This window comes from Limnospira sp. (assembly GCF_051859755.1).
In the GTDB taxonomy this organism is placed as follows: domain Bacteria; phylum Cyanobacteriota; class Cyanobacteriia; order Cyanobacteriales; family Microcoleaceae; genus Limnospira; species Limnospira fusiformis.
The window spans coordinates 15830-37388 of sequence record NZ_JBIMLI010000018.1 but is presented as its reverse complement, the minus strand read 5'-3'; the positions used below and the strand labels follow the sequence as shown (position 1 = coordinate 37388).

Annotated in this window: 17 protein-coding genes; 12 read left to right on the top strand and 5 right to left on the bottom strand. The window is 41.4% G+C overall.

Going from position 1 to position 21559, the window contains the following annotated elements; translation table 11 throughout:
• Positions 1-25 precede the first annotated feature (25 nt).
• Together ACTIE0_RS05305 and ACTIE0_RS05300 are read right to left on the bottom strand one after the other, a co-directional pair.
• Positions 26-808, bottom strand: a complete 783-nt coding sequence (locus ACTIE0_RS05305) for a PP2C family serine/threonine-protein phosphatase (protein ID WP_006625841.1) — start codon at positions 806-808, stop codon at positions 26-28.
• Positions 809-840: 32 nt separating this feature from the next.
• Complete coding sequence (locus ACTIE0_RS05300; RefSeq protein ID WP_039933273.1) at positions 841-1503, bottom strand: vWA domain-containing protein; 663 nt, start codon at positions 1501-1503, stop codon at positions 841-843.
• 442 nt (positions 1504-1945) lie between these two features.
• Here ACTIE0_RS05300 and rnc point away from each other — a divergent pair, with 442 nt between their 5' ends.
• Both rnc and ACTIE0_RS05290 read left to right on the top strand, forming a co-directional pair.
• Positions 1946-3133 carry a ribonuclease III gene (rnc, locus tag ACTIE0_RS05295; protein ID WP_006669688.1) on the top strand — a complete coding sequence of 396 codons (1188 nt, stop codon included), beginning with the start codon at positions 1946-1948 and terminating at the stop codon, positions 3131-3133.
• A 59-nt stretch (positions 3134-3192) separates the two neighbouring features.
• Positions 3193-5430, top strand: a complete 2238-nt coding sequence (locus tag ACTIE0_RS05290) for a tetratricopeptide repeat protein (RefSeq protein WP_006669689.1) — start codon at positions 3193-3195, stop codon at positions 5428-5430.
• A gap of 196 nt (positions 5431-5626) precedes the next feature.
• Here the strand turns inward: ACTIE0_RS05290 and ACTIE0_RS05285 are convergent, their stop codons facing one another.
• A complete protein-coding gene (locus ACTIE0_RS05285) occupies positions 5627-5956 on the bottom strand; it encodes a hypothetical protein (RefSeq protein ID WP_231296390.1) in 330 nt (109 codons plus the stop codon).
• A 266-nt stretch (positions 5957-6222) separates the two neighbouring features.
• On the opposite strand from ACTIE0_RS05285, the gene ACTIE0_RS05280 reads away from it, so the two are divergent.
• The 3 genes from ACTIE0_RS05280 (at position 6223) to ACTIE0_RS05270 (ending at position 11775) form a co-directional block, all read left to right on the top strand.
• Positions 6223-9372: a PAS domain S-box protein gene (locus ACTIE0_RS05280; protein ID WP_006669691.1), complete on the top strand. Its 3150-nt coding sequence runs from the start codon at positions 6223-6225 to the stop codon at positions 9370-9372.
• Between the two features lie 96 nt (positions 9373-9468).
• On the top strand, positions 9469-10575 hold the full coding sequence (locus ACTIE0_RS05275; RefSeq protein WP_006625835.1) for a hybrid sensor histidine kinase/response regulator: 1107 nt from the start codon (positions 9469-9471) through the stop codon (positions 10573-10575).
• Between the two features lie 90 nt (positions 10576-10665).
• Positions 10666-11775 carry a hybrid sensor histidine kinase/response regulator gene (locus tag ACTIE0_RS05270; RefSeq protein ID WP_006625834.1) on the top strand — a complete coding sequence of 370 codons (1110 nt, stop codon included), beginning with the start codon at positions 10666-10668 and terminating at the stop codon, positions 11773-11775.
• Positions 11776-11874: 99 nt separating this feature from the next.
• Here ACTIE0_RS05270 and groL read toward each other — a convergent pair whose 3' ends face one another.
• Both groL and fabG read right to left on the bottom strand, forming a co-directional pair.
• Positions 11875-13551, bottom strand: coding sequence for a chaperonin GroEL (groL, locus tag ACTIE0_RS05265; protein WP_006625833.1), 1677 nt, complete (start codon positions 13549-13551; stop codon positions 11875-11877).
• A 125-nt stretch (positions 13552-13676) separates the two neighbouring features.
• On the bottom strand, positions 13677-14444 hold the full coding sequence (gene fabG / locus ACTIE0_RS05260) for a 3-oxoacyl-[acyl-carrier-protein] reductase (protein ID WP_006669692.1): 768 nt from the start codon (positions 14442-14444) through the stop codon (positions 13677-13679).
• A gap of 102 nt (positions 14445-14546) precedes the next feature.
• Here fabG and trxA point away from each other — a divergent pair, with 102 nt between their 5' ends.
• The 7 genes from trxA to ACTIE0_RS05225 all read left to right on the top strand — a co-directional run bounded on the left by trxA (position 14547) and on the right by ACTIE0_RS05225 (position 21546).
• Positions 14547-14873, top strand: coding sequence for a thioredoxin (gene trxA, locus ACTIE0_RS05255; protein WP_006669693.1), 327 nt, complete (start codon positions 14547-14549; stop codon positions 14871-14873).
• 120 nt (positions 14874-14993) lie between these two features.
• Positions 14994-16271, top strand: a complete 1278-nt coding sequence (locus ACTIE0_RS05250) for a glycosyltransferase (RefSeq protein WP_006669694.1) — start codon at positions 14994-14996, stop codon at positions 16269-16271.
• A gap of 200 nt (positions 16272-16471) precedes the next feature.
• Entirely contained in the window at positions 16472-17647 is a 1176-nt protein-coding gene (locus tag ACTIE0_RS05245) for a glycosyltransferase (protein ID WP_006669695.1), read from the top strand.
• Positions 17648-17849: 202 nt separating this feature from the next.
• Positions 17850-17984 (top strand): hypothetical protein, encoded by a 135-nt coding sequence (locus ACTIE0_RS05240; RefSeq protein ID WP_006625827.1) that lies wholly within the window; start codon positions 17850-17852, stop codon positions 17982-17984.
• Positions 17957-18964: a sulfotransferase family protein gene (locus ACTIE0_RS05235; protein WP_228116535.1), complete on the top strand. Its 1008-nt coding sequence runs from the start codon at positions 17957-17959 to the stop codon at positions 18962-18964. Before ACTIE0_RS05240 ends, ACTIE0_RS05235 begins: the two co-directional genes overlap by 28 nt.
• Positions 18961-20295 carry a glycosyltransferase gene (locus ACTIE0_RS05230; protein ID WP_006625825.1) on the top strand — a complete coding sequence of 445 codons (1335 nt, stop codon included), beginning with the start codon at positions 18961-18963 and terminating at the stop codon, positions 20293-20295. Before ACTIE0_RS05235 ends, ACTIE0_RS05230 begins: the two co-directional genes overlap by 4 nt.
• Positions 20296-20355: 60 nt before the next feature.
• On the top strand, positions 20356-21546 hold the full coding sequence (locus tag ACTIE0_RS05225; RefSeq protein ID WP_006625824.1) for a glycosyltransferase family 4 protein: 1191 nt from the start codon (positions 20356-20358) through the stop codon (positions 21544-21546).
• The last annotated feature ends 13 nt before the right edge of the window (positions 21547-21559 follow it).

Sequence of the window (21559 nt, the reverse complement as noted above, 5' to 3'; positions counted from 1 at the left end):
ACGGCTGTACATATTGTAATGGCGTTTATTGGGATGATGTTGGCTTTTTGGCAGCTAAAATCAGGGTTAAATCATCATCGGTGCGCTGATTTACCCTAGGCGATCGCAAAAATGAAATTAACTGTTGTTCGGCTTCTGTGCGATCGCAGATAGTTTCCACAAATTGAAATAGAGGAGAAAAAAACGGAGCGTGCGGTTTTCCTTCAGGCATTTTTAATCCTAACATTTGTAAACCATCGGAAAATATAGCCAAATACTTAGGCATTCCAGACCATACCTGAATTTGAGCAGATTCTAACGCATTCGGGGAAACCAGAAAGGTGGTTTCGTTTAAATATTCTCCACTGGCGGGAATAGTTAAAGCCATCAAAGTTCCCTGTTGATCTTCAACTACCACCGCGCCATCACCTATCTGAACTACAGCAATGGTGGAAGCGGTAATTACCCCTAAAATTAATGTCGTTGCTAGTTCCCGCGCCAATATATCCCTGTGGTCGGCTTCGGCTTCGATCGCCTGTTTGGTTTGGCTAACAACAGCTAACAATTGACTGTTCCAGTCCACGGCGGCGGTGTCATCGACGGAGGATAGATACTCTTCGATTAATTGGGTGGCGGTTTTAACTGCTAGTTGGGCTCCCACATCAGCCAGGGAAGCTGAACCCGCACCATCGGCTACAGCGACAATAAATTGATGGGGGTCAATCTCCCGATAGATATGAGCATCTTGACAGGGAATGGCTTGCTTTTCGTGACTGGTTCCGGCCACGGAAGCTGAGATAATTTGCCAGTAGGCAGAATTTGGGTTCATGGTAAAAGGTCTGCGATCGCATGAGTTTTTGGCTAGACAGTTCCCCATCCTGGCGGTGGTAGGGCTACCTGTTCGTCAACTTTGGAGTGAGAAACTGTTTGCATACTGGCGGATAGCCAAATGAACATTTCCCGAAAATCTAACCCTTTCAGTTTCAGGGGGGTTCGTTGGGCCATCTCTCCTAAGCGCTCCATATTAGCCCCTTCTACGCCTACCGCAAAGAATGCGACCTGTTTGTTGGCTTCCTCGTCTCGAATGCGTTTAATGGCCTGTTCTGTAATGCGATCGCTTTCTCCCTGGGGTTCGCCGTCGGTAATCATGAACACCCAAGGACGATAGTAGGTAATCCCATTATTGCGATACTCCGCTTTGCGACTGGCAATCATGTCTAAAGCCTCCCCTATGGCTGTTCCCATATAGGTTTGACCCTGGGCGTTTAACAGGGGGGGTTCAAAGCGATCGGCTGTGACAAAATCCTGGATGATTTTTACCTGGTTATCAAAGGTGATGATGGCGATCTCGACCCGTTTTTTGGCGAGTTCGTCTTTGATTAGGTTCTCCCTAAAAGTCATTAATCCTGCATTGAGACCATCTAGGGGTTCTCCCTGCATAGATGCTGATGTGTCTAGCAATAACACACAGGGACACCGGGGTTCCGGGTTTTCGGCAAATTCAACCGCTTCCTCAAGTCTCATATTTTGATTTTTGACTCTGACCATCCACATCACCTAGGATATCAGTCAATTATCAACAATTAAGAATCCACAAAGTGGCGTTTTTGTCAATAGGCATAAAAAAGGCGATCGCTTTTCGCCAGAAAACTCGTGCATCGCCAGTTTAATATTTTCGTGAGAGAATAATGTTAATCGCGATATAATCGGGGTTGTAGGCTCTATTTTTGCAGAAAGACAGAGAAAGCCCTTGGGTGCGATTTATTTGATGGTATCATAACCCCCAGAATCTCGTCAACTTTTTGCGAGCAATTTTCAATAAATTTGTAATAATTCTTAACATTCTTTTGAAAATCAAATAACTTGGAGATTGATAGATTATCAGAAGTTATGAATAGCCAGCTATATCAATAACCTGTTTAGGAAGATTAGCTATAATAGTCGCTAATTAATTATTAGATAGCAAATGATGATTAGCAATAAAGAAAGAATTGGGGACGCTTTAGAGTTATTAGCTGAGGGCTTATATCCTCCGTTTAAACAGGAAATGACAAACAAATATTCAGACCAATGGCAGGAGGAAGCTCAAAAATATATCACCAAATACAAAAACATGAAAAAGCGAGAATTGGAGGAGAGGCTATCTCAAGATATCGGAGCATTACTGCAAGTTATATCGAATAAATGGGATAGTATTTTTAAAAACAATGAAAATGTGGATAATCAACATAGGGGGATAATATTTGAGTTAATTCAACTTAGGAATAACTGGGCTCATGGGAATGAATTTTCTCACCGATATACGGAACGTGCTATAGATAACATGGTGCTGCTGTTGACGGCTTTTCAGGCTGAAAACTCCATAATTAATCAATTAAAACAACATCAGGAGATTATGTTAAGTAAAATTATCGAAGACCAAAATATGGATCCTGACCGAGAAAAAAAACTGCGGCGAGAATTATCGAAATTGCTGAAAAAAATACCTTTTCAAAATGTGGATTTACTCAATCACGCCTTAACTCACAGTTCCTATCTATATGAACACCCGAAGGAAGTTAAGCGGGATAATGAATTGTTGGAGTTTTTGGGGGATTCGGTGTTAAATTTTATATCGGGGGAGTATCTTTATAATAAGTATAAAAGTGTCAGGAATGAAGGTGATTTAACTAAGTTGCGATCGGCTTTGGTGGAAAATAAGCAGTTGGCTAAGTTTGCGGAAAAATTAGCCCTACAACAATATATCAGATTAGGGAAAGGGGCGGCGCTAAATCCTTCCTTATTAAGCAATACGTTTGAGGCGATGATTGGGGCTTATTTTTTGGATTCTGGGATGAAGAAAGTACAGGAATTTCTACAACCTTTGTTCGATTCGGTGATAGCTGAAATTACTTCGCTTTCTCAAGGTAATTCGGGGAAAGTGGCGGCGGACTCGAAAAATAGATTACAGGAATGGGTGCAAAAAAATATAGGTCCAATTACACCAGAATATGAAACAATTAAGGAGGAAGGAGCCGACCACAAAAAACAGTTCACTGTCCAGGTTATGGTTCAGGGTAAGGTTTATGGAGAGGGTAAAGGTTCCAGTAAAAAAGAGGCTAGTAAAAAGGCGGCTGAAAAGGCTCTGGCTAAAATCCATAAACTGGGTTTATAATAGTGGTATTTGCACAGATGGACAAGGTTAAATTTTGATTAAATGGGAGTGACTGTAAAATGTCAAATTATGAAAATGTGCAACCGGAAGTTATCCGACTCAATGAAAAAGCGGTTTCCTATTTAAATGAAAGAAATTGGGGGGAGTCGATTAACTGTTGTGAACAAGCGTTAAAAATCGACCCTAATTTTGCGTTGTCTTATAAAACTTTGGGGACGATAAGACAGTTACAAGGGGATTTTATGGCGGCGGAGTCTTGTTATCATAGTGCTTTGAAAATCGCGCCTAATATGGCGGAAGTTTATGCTAATTTAGGAAGTCTTTACGCCCAAAATAAACGCTGGAATGAGGCGATAAATGCCTATGAAAAGGCTCTGGAAATTCGCCCTAATATGGCGGGGTTCTATCGTAATTTGGCTAAGGTGTTTACCCAATGTGGTCAGCCAGAAAGGGCGACAGAATATTGGTGTAAAGCTATTTTGTTAAGTGCTGACCCGGTGAGTTTTCAAGATTATCTGAATTTGGGGAATCAGTTACAACAGCAACAGCAATTAGAAAAGGCGATCGCTATTTATCAAAAAGCAATTGTCAATTATCCTAATCAATCGGATGTATTTTATCATCATTTAGGGGGAATTTTTAAACAACAGGAAAGGTGGGAAGAGGCGGTTAAATGCTATCAAAAGGCTATCGAAATTAACCCGAACCAGTTTTACTATTATTATGGACTAGCCCAAGTTTTGAAAACTCAGGAAAAATGGTCGGAATTAATTCCGGTCTGTGGTCAGGCGATCGCTTTAAAACCTGATGTAGATTGGCTGTATATGAGTTTAGGAGATAGCTTACTAGAAACGGGAGAAATTGAAGAAGCGATCGCTAATTATCGCCAAGCCATTACACTCAATCCTCAACTTTCTTGGTTACATCAAAAATTAGGTCACGCACTGAAATTAGCAGGTCATATTGATGAGGCGATCGTGGCTTATCAAAAAGCGATCGAACTGAAACCAGAGTTAATATGGCTTTATGGTATTCTCGCACAACTGTTAACCGAAAAGCAACGTTGGCAAGAATTACAAGACCTATGTATAGAGGGATTAAAACGGAAGCCAGACTTTCTAAAAGCATATTATTATTTTAGTGAAATACTACAGAATAAAGGTTTAAGTGACGAGGCAAATAATGCCATAGTTTTTCAGAAATTATCATCAAAGTTGATCGAGCAAATATTGCCTAATTTATCAGAACAAACCACAACCAGCCCAAGTCATCCCCGTATTCAATACATCCCCATATACCCAGCCCAGACTATTGAGATTAAACCCGCTAATATTTTAATTGCTAACCTTCCCGAAACATTTACAACCTGTCAGATATCAACCGGAGATTTCGGGGTGGCTATTGTGGAAAATGGGCGCGTGTGGGGAGATATGGCGACCAGTGCAGTTTTCACAGATGATGGCAAATTAGTCACTGATTTAGCTAGTGGTGGGGCGGAGTTTGTCGCCGTATCCGAACACCTACCGCCACCCCATGAAATTGATGGTGTGGTTGCCTTTTTATCCGTGCGTTTTGGGGCGGGATATTTTCACTGGATGTTAGATATTATCGCCCGTTTTCATTTATTAGAAGCTGCGGGAATTGACCTGAACTCAATTGATAAATTTGTGGTAAATGCTTGGGAGACACCTTACCAGAAACAGGCTTTAGAGACCCTCAAAATTCCACCCGAAAAAATCATCAGCAATAAAGATATCAATCATCTGAAAGCCGCGCAAATAATTATCCCAACTCCTAACCTTTCATCCCACCGAGGCTTACAAATTAGCCAGTGGAATTGTGATTTTCTCAAACACACTTTTTGTCCGAGTCTGGGGGATACTAAACAGCGAATTTATATAGATCGCACCTTAGCACAATCTCGCCAGGTCTTGAATAATTCCCAGGTGATAGAATGCCTAACACAGTTTAATATTAAACCAGTACAATTAGAATCAATGACTCTTAAACAACAAGCGGAACTTTTCGCTACTTCTGAAGTGATTATTAGTCCACATAATGCAGGACTAACTAATTTAGCTTTCTGTCAAACTGGTACCACAGTTATTGAAATCTTATCACCAGATTATTGTCCGTCAATTTATCGGTTATTGAGTGGTATTTGTGAACTGGAATATTATCCTATATTAGGAGATAATTTGCCGGAAAATGAACCGAAACTTATCGGCAAAAATATTAATATTGTCATCAATATGGACAGGCTTATGCAGACAATTAAAGCCGCTGGTTTAGCTTGATATGAAAAATAGGGCGGCATATACAGCAACGGACATCCCGCCCATTTCACCAGTTACTCAATTGATAGCCTTTATATCATCCATATTTGAGGATTTCCAAGGGTTTGACTTTGGTACTATACCCGCAGTAATAAATCTCCGGTTTATTGACTCCCCATGGATAGTTAAATTGTGGTTAAAAGATTACTGAGACTGGTTATTCCTGGGAACAGACATAATCAATCATATCAGAGGTAGCGTGACTGTTTGGGGAATATACTTCATCGTAACCGCTGACATACCAGGTGCGTGAGTCACAGTAAGCTATTGCATAGATGGTTTCTTCACCAATGCTATAAATAAATCTCAGTCCTTCCCGGTTGCGTGAAATACTATCAGCATTCACATATACATCTTCCCCGGTGGCAGCCTCACCCATAAAATCCAATTTTCCGCCCAAGCTGGGACTATTCCCCAAGAAAATGCGGTCACAGCTACACCTGCCATTAAAGACCAAGATTTGGTTTTCATGAAAACTATTACTCAATTTGGTTTCGGGTTTAAGTATAAATTAAAATTAGGTGAAGATCGCCTATGACAAGTCAAGATTTACAAACAAGTTAGGGTAGACTCAAAATATAGATAAGCAAAACTGCTCATAACTATTATATCACAGTTTGTTGACTATACTATCATTAAATTGATTAAGCTATTAATTACCCAAGTAGTTATAACAATAGCGCTGAAAATAGGATAATTTGTTATCTTATTAGTATTGATGCTAATGCCTTCTCAAGTAGAGTAGCGCAACTAATGTCTACACCCACTATTAAACCTTGGTTTATGTCCACTCCAACATTAAACGACATCATCCATAGAGACCCCCTAACGGTTGTTCCTAATACCTCCCTCATGGAGGTCATGGCTTTAATGAGTCAGGAACCATCAGACCAGTGGGGAACAGAAAACTTCCCCCCTAACAGTTGTGTACTGGTGGTGGAAGATGGTAAATTGGTGGGTATGTGGACGGAACGGGACGTGGTGCAGCTAATTGGTGCGGGCGAAAATCCGGGGGACTTGGTTGTGTCTGAAGTGATGAGACAACCCCCTGTAGTCTGGCGAGAAGCAGATGAGCTGGACATTTATGCAATTATTCAACAATTACAAATCCATAAAATTCACCATATCCCCGTTATAGATGATCAAGATTATTTGACCGGAATTATTACGAAGTCACGAGTATTAGAACAAATTATTGATTCCCCTCATCCCCAGATTACCAGTAGAATTCACCCCACAACTCTACAACAGCAACTAGCAAAATTTAAGGACCAATTACAAAATACCAATGCTAAACTACAGGGGGAAATCAGTCAACGGGGTATGATCCGTATGATTGAAAACAAATTGCGAACTTCGGAGCCAAATATTCGGACATTTTTTGATGCTTTGACTGATATTATTCTGATTATTAATACTCGCAGTAATTCTATTTATGTGCCGCCCAAGTCTCTGCAAAATTATCATCAATACTTAGGTCAAAAGTATGCAGGTGATACATATAAGATAATTAATCAGACTCGGGAACTATTTTCTCCGGCTGACCCCCACAATATCTTTGTTGAAAAAGTTAATCAATGTTTAACAGTAGGTACTATTATCAATTTTGAATATCATCTGAATGTAGAAGGTAATTGCTTGTGGTTTTCGGCAAATATCTCCCCGATTTCCTCGGAATCTGTGGCTTGGGTGGCTCGTGATATTACTGAAAATAAGCGAGCTGAATCAGCTTTACAAACTCTGACGGCGGAATTGGAACAACGGGTGCAAGAACGTACCTTTGAGCTGCAAAAAATTAATCAAATGCTCACTAAGTCTTTGGAGCAAAAAAAACATTCAGAAAAGGAGCTATTAAAAGCTCATAAAACAATGCGATCGCACGTGGAAAATTCTCCTCTAGCTGTGATTGAATGGGACCCAGAATTTAAGGTACAATATTGGGGAAAGCAAGCGGAAAAAATCTTTGGGTGGAAGGCTGAAGAAATCATAGGTATTCATTGGGGAGAATGGCAAATCGTTTTTGAAGAAGACTTACAATTAGTAGAAACAGTTATCGGTGATTTAATCGGGGAAAAAACCAATAAAAATATTTGTAAGAATCGTAACTATACCAAAGACGGGAGAGTAATCTACTGTGAATGGTATAACTCAGTATTACGGGATGAGTCCCATCAGATTATATCGATTTTGTCATTAGTTCAAGATGTTACGGAACGGGAATTATTAGAAATTGAACGTTGTCAGGTTGAGGATGCTTTGCGAGAAAGTGAGGCTCGCTATGCGACTCTTACAGACATTTCTCCGGTGGGGATATTTCGGACTGATGCTGAAGGTAAATTTGTCTATATCAATGAGCGTGGATGTGATTTGGTTGGCTGTTCAGTCATGGAAATGTTTGGGCATGGTTGGACTAAAAGGCTTCATCCTGATGACCGAGAGCGGGTAATTAATGAATGGAATAAATGCGTTAATAATCATCAAATGTTTCAGTTAGAATATCGTTTTTGTCATGGTGAAGGCCAGGTGGTTTGGGTTTTTTCCCAAGCTGTTCCTGAGCTAAATGATGATGATGAAATAGTTGGTTTTGTGGGAACTCTCACTGATATTAGTGAACTAAAATCCGCTGAAAAATCTCTGCAAGAATTGAACCAAGACTTAGAAATGCTGGTGGAACAGCGAACATCTCAACTACAAGAAACTAACGAAAAGTTGCGAGTTGAAATTGCGGAGCGACAAAAAATTGAGGCGGAAATTGCGACTAAGGCTTATCAGCAGGCTATGGTAGCTGAAGTTGGACAAAAAGCTCTCTTGGGTATTGACTCGGAAATATTAATTCAGGATATTGTCGGGATGGTGGGTCGATGTTTACAGGTGGATTATTGTAAGTTATTAGAAATACGGGTGTCTGAACCCGATCGCCTGACGGTGGCGATCGCTAACCATCAACACACCCATAATCATCGCTTAAAAACTGACAAATATCACCAGGTTTACTCATTTATTTTACCTGAATCATCATCAACTACACCCTCTCCTAGCCACCACCTTAACCTAGGAATAGAACCGTCGTCAAATATTTATCAGTTTCCCCATATTAATGGGATCAGTATTCCCATTGAAAGCCAAAATTCCTATTATGGCATTTTGGGGGTTTATACGACCGAAACTAGAGAATTTGTGCAGGAGGATGTACACTTTCTGCAAAGTGTAGCTAATGTTTTAGCAACGGCGATCGAACGCCAACACGCTGAAGAACAATTAATGAACTCCCTTAAAGAAAAAGAAATTTTGCTGAAAGAAATTCACCACCGAGTGAAAAATAACTTGCTGGTAGTTTCCAATTTATTAGAGTTTCAATCGGATTACACGGACAACCCAGAAGTAATCAAACTTTTGTCAGATAGCCAACAACGCATTCAATCTATGGCTCTGATTCACGAAAAACTATATAAGTCAACAGGTCTGGATAGGATTAACTTTGGCGACTATCTCAATGATTTAGTTGAGCAACTATTTGACTCTTACGGGACAGAAGCTCACACAGTTGACTTAGAATTAGATATAGAATCCGTTGAACTTAACCTGGAAACAGCTAACCCTTGTAGTTTAATTGTCAATGAGCTGATATCTAATGCTTTTAAACACGCCTTTGTCGATGAACGTCCTGGTAAACTTGGGTTAGAACTTCATCAAGATGATCTTGGTATTATTACTTTGATTATCCGGGATAATGGGGTCGGTATTCCAGAAGGACTAGATATTCGCAATGTGGAATCCCTAGGAATGGAGTTGATCTGGACCCTGACTGAGCAGATAGAAGGAAACTTAGAACTATTGGACGTAACCGAGGGAACAGCATTTAAACTGATTTTCTCGGAATTGTCCTATAGACAAAGATATTGAAATTATTAAGTTGTTATATGAGAACATCAATAATGGTGATCAATTTTGTATAATTACGATAATTTTCAGCATACCAAACCAACTAGGTGCAATACCATGAACACTGTCCAAATTCTGATTGTCGAGGATGAGTTATTAATTGCTAAAGGATTGGCCAGAAAACTCAAGTCTTTGGGATATACTGTAGTGGGGATTGTTTCTTCGGGACTAGCGGCGATCGCCAAAGTGGCGGAAACTAACCCTGATTTAGTATTAATGGATATTGTTATTAAAGGGGATATGGATGGTATTGAAACCGCCGCTAAAATTCATGAACAATATGGAACTCCGGTAATTTACCTGACGGCTTATGCTGATGATAGTACCCTAGAAAGAGCTGAATCTACTGGGTCTTATGGTTATCTTTTAAAGCCTTTTAAGGAGCGAGAAGTTCATGCAGCTATTCGCATGGCATTAAAGAGATATGAGCAGGAAGTACAAGTCAAGGAATCTCTGAATTTATTTCAGGAGTTAGAAGCTGAAAAAACACGACTGTTATCCATAGCATCCCATGATTTAAAAAACCCTCTAACTTCTATTCAAATGTCTACGGATTTGTTAGCTAAATATGACTCGAAACTAGATGAGCAGAAAAAACTTAAACATTTTCAGCGAATCCAGTCATCAATTAATAGTATGAATCAATTACTAGAAGATGTCTTAACATTAAGTAAGTCTAGTTCGGGAAAATTGACTTTTGCTCCTAAGTTAGTTAATGTGGTCAAGTTGATCCAACTCTTAATAGACCAGTTAATGGTGCAAGTGAATGACCAACACAAACTCGAATTAAGAACCTCGGGAGATTTAGATGATCCGATCATGTTAGATGACAAATTGCTGGGTCATATTCTAGCTAATTTATTATCCAATGCTATCAAATATTCTCCCGATGGTGGGGTGATTAATTTTGATGTTATTCGCCAAGAAAATCAGATAATTTTTCGGATTAAGGATGCGGGTATAGGTTTACCACCAGAGTATAAACAAAAGCTATTTCAAGCCTTTGAACGTGGTTCTAATGTCGGAAACATCAAAGGTACAGGATTAGGATTATCTATTGTTAAGCAAGCTGTAGATTTGCATGGAGGAGAGATTACTGTTGACAGTGAATTAGGACAGGGAACCACATTTACAGTGATTTTGCCAATCACAGAGGTTTCCTAAATATCTAAATATGGCATAATTGAACCTATTAACTGATTTAACCGATCTAGGTATAGGTACAAAATTAGAATAAACGAAAGCAGAATTAATATGGCTAAAGTTTTAGTAATTGAGGATGAAGAGACAATTCGGGAGAATTTGGTAGAATTACTGGAGATAGAAGATTTTGATGTGATCTCGGCTGAGAATGGCAAGTTGGGTGTAGAACAGGCTCACAAACATTTACCGGATTTAATTCTCTGTGATGTGATGATGCCTGAGTTAGATGGTTATGGAGTATTAAAGGAGTTAAGATCCCATATGGAAACGGCGACAATTCCGTTTATATTTTTAACGGCTAAAGCCGATCGCGATGATTTACGGGAGGGGATGAATTTAGGAGCGGATGATTACCTAACTAAACCCTGTTCTATGGAAGAATTGTTAACAGCGATCGCCATCAGATTAGAAAAACAGTCTTTAATCAAACAGCAATCGGAAATACAGATCCGGGAATTACGGGAAAATATCACCCATTCCCTCCCTCATGAATTACGAACTCCCCTAAATGGCATCATCAGTAATACGGAGTTACTACTCTCAAATTTAGACTTATTTGAACCGGATGAAATCAAGGAAATTTTGCAAGATATTCGGATTTCCGGTCGCCGCCTCTATCGTTTAATCATCAATTTTTTGCTATATGCAGATTTAGAAATTATCGGTTTAAATGTAGAAAAAGTGCGATCGCTCCGATCCATTCAGGTCAAAGACAGCCAATCAGTTATTATCAAAGCCGCCACCCAACAAGCCCAAGAACACCAAAGGGAGACAGACCTAGAATTTGACCTAGAAAATGCCACGGTACAGATGGCAGCTAACCAGCTTGAAAAAGTGGTAGTAGAATTGATTGATAATGCCTGTAAATTTTCGGAACCCGGTACACCAATTCAGGTAATTAGTCAAGTAGGTGAGGAATTTTTATTACTAAAAATAAGCGATCGCGGTCGAGGGATGACCCCAGAACAAATCAGTAAAATTGGCGCTCACGTACAATTTGAGCGAAAACTGTACGAACAGCAAGGCTCAGGACTAGGACTAAGTATTATTAAATGTATTGTAGAACTGCATGGCGGCCAGTGGAGAATTGAAAGCGAATCTAACCAACAAACCACCATTTCCCTAAACTTACCCCTAGGCTTGGATGTACTCCCAGGCTGAAACCAAATAGTTGACAAGGAGGAGAGGGAGTCCTCCAATAGCCGCAAGACTCCCTATTCGATGAACTGAGGATATAGGTTATAGGTTGATGGGCAGGAATTACATCATTCCCATGCCACCCATACCACCCATGCCACCCATACCACCCATACCACCCATACCACCCATGCCGTCCATATCTGGCATTGCTGGTTTAGGCTCAGGCTTCTCAACCACGAGAACCTCAGTGGTAATCACCATTCCCGCAATTGAGCCAGCATTTTGCAGGGAAGAGCGAACCACCTTGGCTGGGTCTAAAATTCCTGCCACAATCAAGTCTTCAAAGTTACCCGTTAAAGCATTGTAACCAATATTAGAGTCACTGTTACGGACTTGTTCAACAATTACAGAACCCTCAACCCCTGAATTATTAGCAATTTGACGCAGAGGTGCTTCCAAAGCTCGTGCCACAATTTTAGCTCCCAGCTTTTCCTCTTCTATGCTGAAAGTTGCAGCCAGTTGCTCTACCTTTTTGACCAAGTGAATTAAGGTTGTACCGCCACCGGGAACAATTCCCTCATCCACAGCAGCTTTAGTGGCATTCAGAGCATCTTCAATACGAAGTTTACGGGATTTCAGTTCAGTTTCGGTAGCCGCACCAACTTTAATGACCGCCACACCGCCAGCTAACTTAGCAATACGTTCTTGCAGTTTTTCCTGATCATATTCGGAATCAGTTTCTGCCAGTTGCTTACGCAATTGTTCGACCCGCTGTTGGATCTCACCTTGATGACCGGAACCAGAAACAATGGTGGTGGAGTCCTTGTTAATTGTGACTTTAGTGGCTGTTCCTAGCATCTCTACGGTGGCTGTTTCCAAGTTTAAGCCAATTTCTTCGGAAATCAACTGACCCCCGGTAAGAATGGCAATATCTTGGAGCATGGCTTTCCGACGTTCGCCGAAACCAGGGGCTTTAATAGCGGCTACATTCAACACACCCCGGGCTTTGTTGACAACTAAGGTGGCTAGGGCTTCCCCGTCGATGTCTTCGGCTATAATGAGCAGGGGTTGACCAGAACGGGCGACTTTTTCCAGGACGGAAACAATATCCTGAATGGCACTGATTTTTTTATCGGTGATCAGGACACGAGCATTGTCTAACTCTACTGTCATCCGTTCGCTATCGGTGATGAAGTAGGGGGAAATATAACCGCGATCGATTTGCATCCCTTCCACAACTTCTAATTCGGTGGTTAGGGACTTGGACTCCTCAACGGTGATTACTCCGTCTTTGGTCACTTTGTCCATGGCTAGGGCGATCATCTCTCCCACTTCCTTATCATTCCCGGCGGAAACTGTGGCTACCTGTTCGATCGCACTTCCTTCGACGGGTTTAGCTAAGGATTCAATTTCTTTGACCAGATACTGAACGGTTTTATCAATTCCCCGCCGCAAAGCCACGGGGTTCGCACCCGCCGCCACATTCTTCAAGCCTTCCTGTATCATGGCTTGAGCCAAAACTGCTGCTGTGGTAGTACCATCTCCAGCCACATCATTGGTTTTCGCTGCTACTTCTTGAATTAACCGCGCGCCTGTATTTTCTAGGGGATCTCCTAATTCGATCGCTTTGGCTACGGTAATTCCATCACTGACAATATCCGGTACGCCAAATTTTTTCTCTATCAGTACATTGCGACCTCTTGGACCGAGGGTAACACGAACTGCGTCTGCTAGGGCGTTGACTCCCCGCTCGATCGCTCGCCGTGATTCTTCGTCAAAGGCTACGATTTTCGCCATATTACACCTAATTTAGCTCTCCAAATAGTCAATTTAGCACTCATGGTGTACGAGTGCTAATTCGTGGAAACCGTACCAAATTGGGGTGGGGACAGTCCCAAGTTATTAGTCCTGTGGTTAGAGGTCTAAGCCATGACCATGCCACCATCAACATTGATAACCTGACCCGTGATATAGGCGGCGGCGGGGTCAGCAGCCAAAAATCTGACTAACCCGGCGACTTCTTTGGGTTCACCGTAACGACCTAGGGGAATAAATTTCAGGATCTCTTCGGTGTTTTTTAAGTCTTTGGTCATGTCTGTGGCTATAAAACCCGGGGCGACGGCATTAACTAACACTCCCCGAGTCGCAAATTCTTTGGCTAGGGTTTTGGTTAAACCTATGACTCCGGCTTTGGCGGCGCTGTAGTTGGCTTGACCGGGGTTCCCCATTTGACCCGCCACGGAAGCAATATTGATGATCCTACCCGATCGCGCTTTCAGCATGATTTTAGCTACCGCGCGACAGCATAGAAACACTCCGGTTAGGTTAAGGTTGATTACGGCTTCCCAGTCGGAGGGTTTCATCCTCAACAATAGGGTGTCGCGGGTGATACCAGCGTTGTTGACTAGGATATTGATGCCACCACACTGGTCTACAATATCTTTGATTAGCTGATCTACTTCCTCGGCTTGGGATACGTCCGCTTTCATGGCGCGCGCCTCTCCTCCGGCTTCGGTAATTTCCGCTACTACTTTCTCGGCGGCTGTGCTAGAACTGGCATAGTTGACAACTACTTTAGCCCCTTGTTGGGCCAGTTCTAATGCGATCGCTGAACCAATACCCCTAGATGCACCAGTTACTAAGGCCACCTGCTGTTTTAACTGCTGCATTGATTCTGGTAACATTTCCATCGGGATTTTTCCTTTCCAGTTAACTTCCAACTCAATTATGATAAGGGGAATGGGGTTTGAGGTACAGCGATATATAATGGGAAATTGAGCAATAGCTAATTCATGGGGATTATGGCAGTTAAAAAGCAGTTTCAGAATTTTCAGGAACTTCTTGAGAGTTCCGAAGTCCCTGTTTTGGTGGACTTTTACGCCACTTGGTGCGGTCCCTGTCAAATGATGGCTCCGATTTTGCAGGAAGTTAACCAAGAGATGAAAGAACAAATCCAAATCGTCAAAATTGACACCGATAAATATCCTAAAATTGCCTCGGATTATCAAATAGAAGCTCTCCCAACTTTGATATTTTTTAAAAATGGTCAACCGGTAGACCGTTTTGAAGGGGTTAAACGCGCACCAGAACTGATTCAATGGCTTTATGGGTTGCTGTAACCTACGGAGTGGCGATCGCTTGTGGGGGTGTTCCTTTTATAGGCGATCGACTATGAAACTTGAAATGCGTCAATAAATACCTTATGGTAATTAGGCTTATATTTGGTGTGGGAGTCCTGGATGTATCCCTTTTCTAGTTCCGGTTCCGGTTGTGGTGACATGAAGCCACACAATGGTAAAGTTGTCAATACTTGCACCCCAGAGATTTATGGTCTTTTACCTGTTCCCGAAGGTCCGTTAAGGATTTCTGGAGAAGTTCCACAACCAACGGATTTGGATCGTCCGTCAATTCTGCTGTCCGTAGCTATTCCCACTTTTCGGGAAAGCCAAAATATACCCATCTTGATTGATCGCCTCACCGGGTTATTAGATCAAGTCATTCCTAGACAGTATGAGTTGATTGTAATTGACGATGATAGCCCCGATCGCACTTGGGAAGTCGCCACCAACATAGCTACTTATTATCCCCAGTTGCGGGTTATGCGCCGCCGAGGAGAAAGGGGTCTATCAACCGCCGTAATTAGAGGCTGGCAGGTGGCGTTGGGTGAGATTTTAGCTGTCATTGATGCTGACCTACAACACCCCCTAGACACGATACTACAATTGTGGTCGCAAATCCAGTCTGGGGCTGATTTAGCTGTGGCTAGTCGTCATGTTTCTGGGGGTGGGGTCAGTGATTGGAGTTTGGCGCGACGGATTTTGTCTCGTGGCGCACAAATGCTGGGGTTGATGATTTTACCCGGGGTAGTGGGTCGGGTTTCTGATCCTATGAGTGGTTATTTTATGCTGCGGCGCGATACCCTGGCTAATATCGACCTCAACCCCGTGGGATACAAGATTTTGATTGAGGTATTGGGTCGGGGGAGAATTGCTAACATTCAGGAAGTCGGCTATGTGTTCCAAGAACGTCAGGAGGGGTATAGTAAAGTTACCAGTAGGCAGTATTTTGAGTATTTACAGCATTTGCTAAGATTGCGGATCGATAATTGGCCAGTGGGTCGGTTTGCCAGATTTGCAGTGGTCGGGTTTAGTGGCTTATTTGTCGATATGGCTATCTTTTATCTGTTATTAGATGGCTGGGGTTTACCCCTGACCCTAAGTGCAGTGCTATCGGCGGAAATGGCGATTATCAATAACTTTATCTGGAATGATCAATGGACTTTTCGGGATTTGTCTCGCCAACAGTCTGGCGGTCATCGAAAACTTAAAAGATTGTTAAAATTTAATCTGATTTGCCTGATGGGGTTAGGATTGAATGTAATCATACTCAACCTGTTGGTTTCGGTGTTGGGCTTAAATGCCTATATGGCTAAATTGGGTGCGATCGCGATCGTGACATTTTGGAATTTCTGGGTTAACCTCAAATTGAGTTGGCGAGTTACAGAGGTCAAACCATAAATTTGCCAATTCGAGTTAGGAGTCAAGCCCCATATTTATGGAAACAATAGATCAATTTTCATACCCAAGACTTATGTTATTTAGACCCAGACCACCTTTAACATGATTTGAAAAAATCCCCAGCAAAAATCATACCTAAATCCGTTAATTAATTAGTAAATTTCATCAAAGTCGCAAATAAAACGAGATCATTAATAAGAATGAAAGTTTCCATAATTGTTAGCGATTTATCCTCCCAAGGTGCAGGCCGGTGGGGTGGTGCTGTGCGACCATTTTTGTTGGCTAAAGCCCTTAAAAAAATAGACTGTGAGGTGGAAATCGTTGGTTTCTATCGCCGAGATAAAGAAGGGTTAAGCTCTAGTCCAGATGTGCCAATCATTGCCATCCCCACTCATCCGTCCTATCCCAGGTTTTTGACTTCAGTACCCAAATTGCTTAATCATATTACTGGAGATATTATTTACGCTTATAAGGTTAAACTACCCAGCTTAGGTATAGCTTTGCTGCATAAAATCAAAAGTGGCTATCCAGTAATTTTAGATATTGATGATTGGGAGTTAAGTTGGAATGGTGGTGATGAGTATCAATATAAACCCTCTGTATTTAAATTATTCAAGGATATCTGGGAACCTGATGGAGCATTGCACAAAATTGAGCATCCAATATATCTAAGATGGGCAGAAAAGTTAGTGGCTAAGGCTGATGCTGTCACTATTCATACTCAGTTTCTGTACGACCGCTTTGGTGGTATTTACCTACCTAATGGTAAAGATACGGCACTGTTTGACCCATCTCTATATAATCCAGAAAATAGTCGTGATAAATATGGTCTAAGTAATTATCGTATCGTAATGTTTCCTGGGGCTCCCACGCCTTCTAAAGGTTTACAAGATGTTTTAACAGCATTGGATATCTTAAATCAGCCAGATATTAGATTAGTAATTGTTGGTGGTAATCCTTATAACGACTATGATCGTCAATTAACAGACAAATGGGGGCGGTGGATTATCAAAATTCCCAAGTCCCCACCTACTGTTATGCCGGAAATTGTAGCTGCTGCCCATATTATTGTAGTTCCTCAAAGAGATACTCCCAAGTCTCTAGCTCAGTTTCCTTTAAAACTTACAGACGGAATGGCAATGGCTAAACCTGTGTTGGCTGCTCGTGTTGGCGATATTCCTGAAATTTTAGGGGATACAGGTTACTTAGTTGATCCTAGTTCACCTGAACAAATTGCGGATACGTTACAATTAATCTTTTCCGATTTAGAAGCAGCTAATAACAGAGCATTAAAAGCCAGGGAAAGATGTAAAGAGTTTTACAGCATTGAAGCTATGGCTAATGTTTTATCTGGTGTGATAGAAAAAGTCCTATAGATTGAGAGCGCATGATTCCGAGGAATGGTTCATATAATGTTAAGAATTACTTGGCGATGATTGGGGGAGCAATAATTTGCTCAGAAATGATCAATGGACTTTTCGGGATTGGTCTTGCCCACAGTCCGATCTTCGTCAAACAGTTAAAATATTATTAAAATTTGGTTAAATTGCTCTGGTTAAGTTAGCATGGAAGGTGATAATGTTCAACTGGTTAGTTTCTCTGTTGGGCTTAAATGCCTATAGGGGTAAATTGGGTGCGATCGCGATCGTGACATTTGGGAATTTCTGGGTTAACCTCAAATTGAGTTGGCGAGTTACAGAAGTGAAGATGTAAAAATTGAAGTGAGGATAACAGCAGCTCCAATGACAATGCCAAATTTTCTTATTATCGGTGCTGCGAAGTCAGGAACCAGTTCTTTAGAATATTATCTCAAGCAGCATCCACAGATTTACATGAGTTATGCTGAAGAAATGCACTTTTTTGCATTTGAGAACCAGAAATTGAACTTTCAAGGAATTGGCGACATTTCTTTGATGCGACGGGCTGTTACCAGCCTAGATGATTACCAAGCTCAATTTCAAGATGTTTCTGAGGAAATAGCAATTGGTGAAAAATCAGCTTGGTATCTTTACCATCCGAAAGTACCGGAAAGAATCAAGCATTACATTCCAAACGTTAAACTCATCACTGTACTTCGCAACCCAGTAGATAGGGCTTATTCGAGTTTTTTGCATCTCATTCGGGATTACAGTGAGCCGATTCATGATTTGGAAGTGGCTCTGGAAGCGGAACCACAGCGCATTGACAACAATTGGGAATATTTGTGGCATTATCAACAGGCTGGATTTGATTACCAGCAGCTTCAACGATATTTCGATATATTTGCTCCTGAACAAATTGGAATTTTTATTTATGAAGACTACCGGAAAAATCCAGAAAAGTTTCTTGTAACTATTTTTGATTTTTTGTGTGTAGACAAAACATTCAAGCCGGACTTGTCAAAGAAAATAAATGTGGGAAAACTAAAGGCAAAAGTTCCTAAAAACCAGACCTTCCATAATTTTGGGAGTGAACCCAATATCATTAAATCTATGGTTAAAAATTTTTTACCTATCAGCTTGAGGGAAAGGATTCGGGAGGGACTCAAACAGACAAATTTAGGTCAGCCTCCACTCCAGCCCCAAGTCAGAAAAAAAACTCTTAGATATCTATCGGTCAGATATTATGAATTTAGAAAGGTTGATTTCCAAAGACTTGTCTCGATGGTTAGAACCATAAATAGACCCATAAACTGTTTGATTGATTCAATATGAAAGTCATCCACAGTCTAAGTTGGTATTTTCCCCAGAGTTCCGGTGGTACAGAGGTCTATGTTGATGGTTTGGTGCAAGAGTTGCGATCCCTAGGAATAGAAAGTGTTGTTGGTGCTTCCCTAAATGGAACAAAGGAGCAGAGCTACCAACATAATAACATTTCCGTTTATCGTTATCCTTTATTTCCAAATCCGACTCAGGCACAACTTTACGAACTCGAACCTCCAACCGGTTTCAACTATTTTTCATCGTGGTTAGCCGACCATAAATCAGATATATACCACCAGCACTCTTGGCGATTCGGCTGTGGAGTACACCACCTTAATTGTGCTAAGGAAAACGGTTTAAAAACTTTAGTGACCATTCATATGCCAGAACCCTTATGTCTTAGGGGTACTATGATGCTACATGGCCAACATCCCTGTGATGGAAAAATTCAAGACGTGCGCTGTAGTCAATGCTTGGGATTGCCGGCAAAAGTGCCGAATTGGGCAATACAAGGATTAAGTCGAGTGCCCTCGTCTTTAGCCACGAATTTTCAAACTCAATTAAAAACTTCGAGTTCGGTTCGATTGCAGCAGTTAGGAAGGACAATAGGTACACCTCCAAAAGTTATAAATCATCAAAAAAAACTGCACAGAATGTTCGAGCTTTCAGACCTGGTTATTGCGCCTTGCCAGTGGATTTATGACGGCTTAATTGCGAACGGTTTTGCCAGAGAAAAAATTGTTTTGTGTCGCCAAGGAGTCTCGAATTTTAATAGAAATTTTGAAAAAAAGCAGAGCCAAGAAAAAAAATTAAAAATCGGCTTTTTAGGACGTTGGCAGGATACTAAAGGAGCGCAAATGTTGGCAGAAGCAGTACATCGCCTGCCACCAAATTGTCCGGTAGAACTGATTATTCATGGTATGGGTGGAAGTAAACAAGATCTGGCGAATCGAGAAAAAGTGATGGCTTTGGCATCTACCGACTCCCGAATTAAAATAGCCGATCAACTTGCGAGGGAAGACGTTCCAAAGGCTTTGGCACAATTGGATCTCTTGGCCGTACCTTCCCAGTGGTTGGAAACGGGGCCTCTTGTCGTTCTCGAAGCTTTGGCTGTGGGGACTCCAGTTATCGGTTCCAAACAAGGTGGAATTGCTGAATTAGTCCGTCACGGCATCGATGGTTGGCTGGTTCCCGTCACTGTAGAAGCTTGGCAAGAAGCCATTGCCTATCTCGCTGTGAGGCGAGATGTAGTCCACCAATTAAGTCAGTCTATAAAGCCAGTCCGGACGATGAAAGAAGTTAGTAAAGAAATGGTTGTACTTTATCAAAAAGTGTTGAATTAAAATTAGAGAACCCAATTGTATAATTGATTCACTCAAAATTCATGAAAGTCAAAAAAAAGTATGAAAGTCCAACCCCATGATTTCAAAAAATTGAAAATTTCGATCATCAGCCCAGAAATGTCGGGGGCTGGAGTGGTGAGGTCTTTTTTGCTCGCCCAAGCTTTAAAAATGCTAAATTATCAAGTAGAAATTCTGGGTTTTTTGGTAGAAGGTAAAAATATTTATGTGACTCCAGCTTTTGATGTTTCTATTTTCTCCGTAGCCGTAGATGATAATTATCAAAATTTCATATCCGCATCCCCAAAAATTCTTGAAAAAGTTGATGGAGATATCATTTATGCGGTTAAACCCAGAAGCAGCAGCTTCGGTATTTCTCTAATTAAAAAAGTCATGAGTCGTCGCCCCTTAGTGTTAGATATAGATGACTGGGAACTCAGTTGGCAGGGAGGGGATGACTGGAAGTATAGCCCAAATCCGAAGCAATTAGCCAAAGATATCTTGAAGAAAGATGGGGTTCTCAGGAATCCAGACTATCGTTTCTATTTAAAGTTGATGGAGAAATTAGTGTCCTATAGTGATGCCGTGACTGTCAATACTAAGTTTATTCAAAATCGCTTTGGTGGTGTATATTTGCCCAATGGCAAAGATACGACTTTATTCGATCCGAGCAAATATAATCCCGAGATGAGTAGAAGTCGTTATCACCTCAGCGAATATAAAATACTAATGTTTCCCGGCGCTCCCAGACCCTATAAAGGGGTAGAAGATGTATTGATGGCTCTCGATCTGATTGACCAGTCGGATTTCAAGTTGGTAATTGTTGGGGGTAGCCCCTATGATAATTATGATGATATACTCATGGAAACGTGGGGACGCTGGATTATCAAATTGCCAAACTTTCCAGCCGAAAAGATGCCGGAGATCGTTGCCGCCGCCCATGTTATTGTGGTTCCCCAGCGCGATCACCCGGCGACTAGGGCGCAGTTTCCCCTGAAGCTGACCGATGGAATGTCTATGGCTAAACCTGTCTTGGCGAGCCGAGTTGGTGACATTCCCGAAATTTTAGGAGATACTGGGTATTTGGTCGAACCGAACTCTCCTGAACAAATTGCTGACACACTCCAACTGATATTTCAAGATTTACACGTTGCTAATGATAGAGGATTACAGGCTAGAAAAAGATGTGTAGAATTGTACAGTATTGAGGCGATGGCAAATGTTCTGTCTAATGTGATTGATCAAGTCATGTAAATTTTAAAAAGGG

Coding starts and splice junctions, on each gene's coding strand:
- ACTIE0_RS05305 (WP_006625841.1), bottom strand. CDS start 808: ATGAACCCAAATTCTGCCTACTGGCAAATTATCTCAGCTTCCGTGGCC.
- ACTIE0_RS05300 (WP_039933273.1), bottom strand. CDS start 1,503: ATGAGACTTGAGGAAGCGGTTGAATTTGCCGAAAACCCGGAACCCCGG.
- rnc (WP_006669688.1), top strand. CDS start 1,946: ATGATGATTAGCAATAAAGAAAGAATTGGGGACGCTTTAGAGTTATTA.
- ACTIE0_RS05290 (WP_006669689.1), top strand. CDS start 3,193: ATGTCAAATTATGAAAATGTGCAACCGGAAGTTATCCGACTCAATGAA.
- ACTIE0_RS05280 (WP_006669691.1), top strand. CDS start 6,223: ATGTCTACACCCACTATTAAACCTTGGTTTATGTCCACTCCAACATTA.
- ACTIE0_RS05275 (WP_006625835.1), top strand. CDS start 9,469: ATGAACACTGTCCAAATTCTGATTGTCGAGGATGAGTTATTAATTGCT.
- ACTIE0_RS05270 (WP_006625834.1), top strand. CDS start 10,666: ATGGCTAAAGTTTTAGTAATTGAGGATGAAGAGACAATTCGGGAGAAT.
- groL (WP_006625833.1), bottom strand. CDS start 13,551: ATGGCGAAAATCGTAGCCTTTGACGAAGAATCACGGCGAGCGATCGAG.
- fabG (WP_006669692.1), bottom strand. CDS start 14,444: ATGGAAATGTTACCAGAATCAATGCAGCAGTTAAAACAGCAGGTGGCC.
- trxA (WP_006669693.1), top strand. CDS start 14,547: ATGGGGATTATGGCAGTTAAAAAGCAGTTTCAGAATTTTCAGGAACTT.
- ACTIE0_RS05250 (WP_006669694.1), top strand. CDS start 14,994: ATGTATCCCTTTTCTAGTTCCGGTTCCGGTTGTGGTGACATGAAGCCA.
- ACTIE0_RS05245 (WP_006669695.1), top strand. CDS start 16,472: ATGAAAGTTTCCATAATTGTTAGCGATTTATCCTCCCAAGGTGCAGGC.
- ACTIE0_RS05240 (WP_006625827.1), top strand. CDS start 17,850: ATGTTCAACTGGTTAGTTTCTCTGTTGGGCTTAAATGCCTATAGGGGT.
- ACTIE0_RS05230 (WP_006625825.1), top strand. CDS start 18,961: ATGAAAGTCATCCACAGTCTAAGTTGGTATTTTCCCCAGAGTTCCGGT.
- ACTIE0_RS05225 (WP_006625824.1), top strand. CDS start 20,356: ATGAAAGTCCAACCCCATGATTTCAAAAAATTGAAAATTTCGATCATC.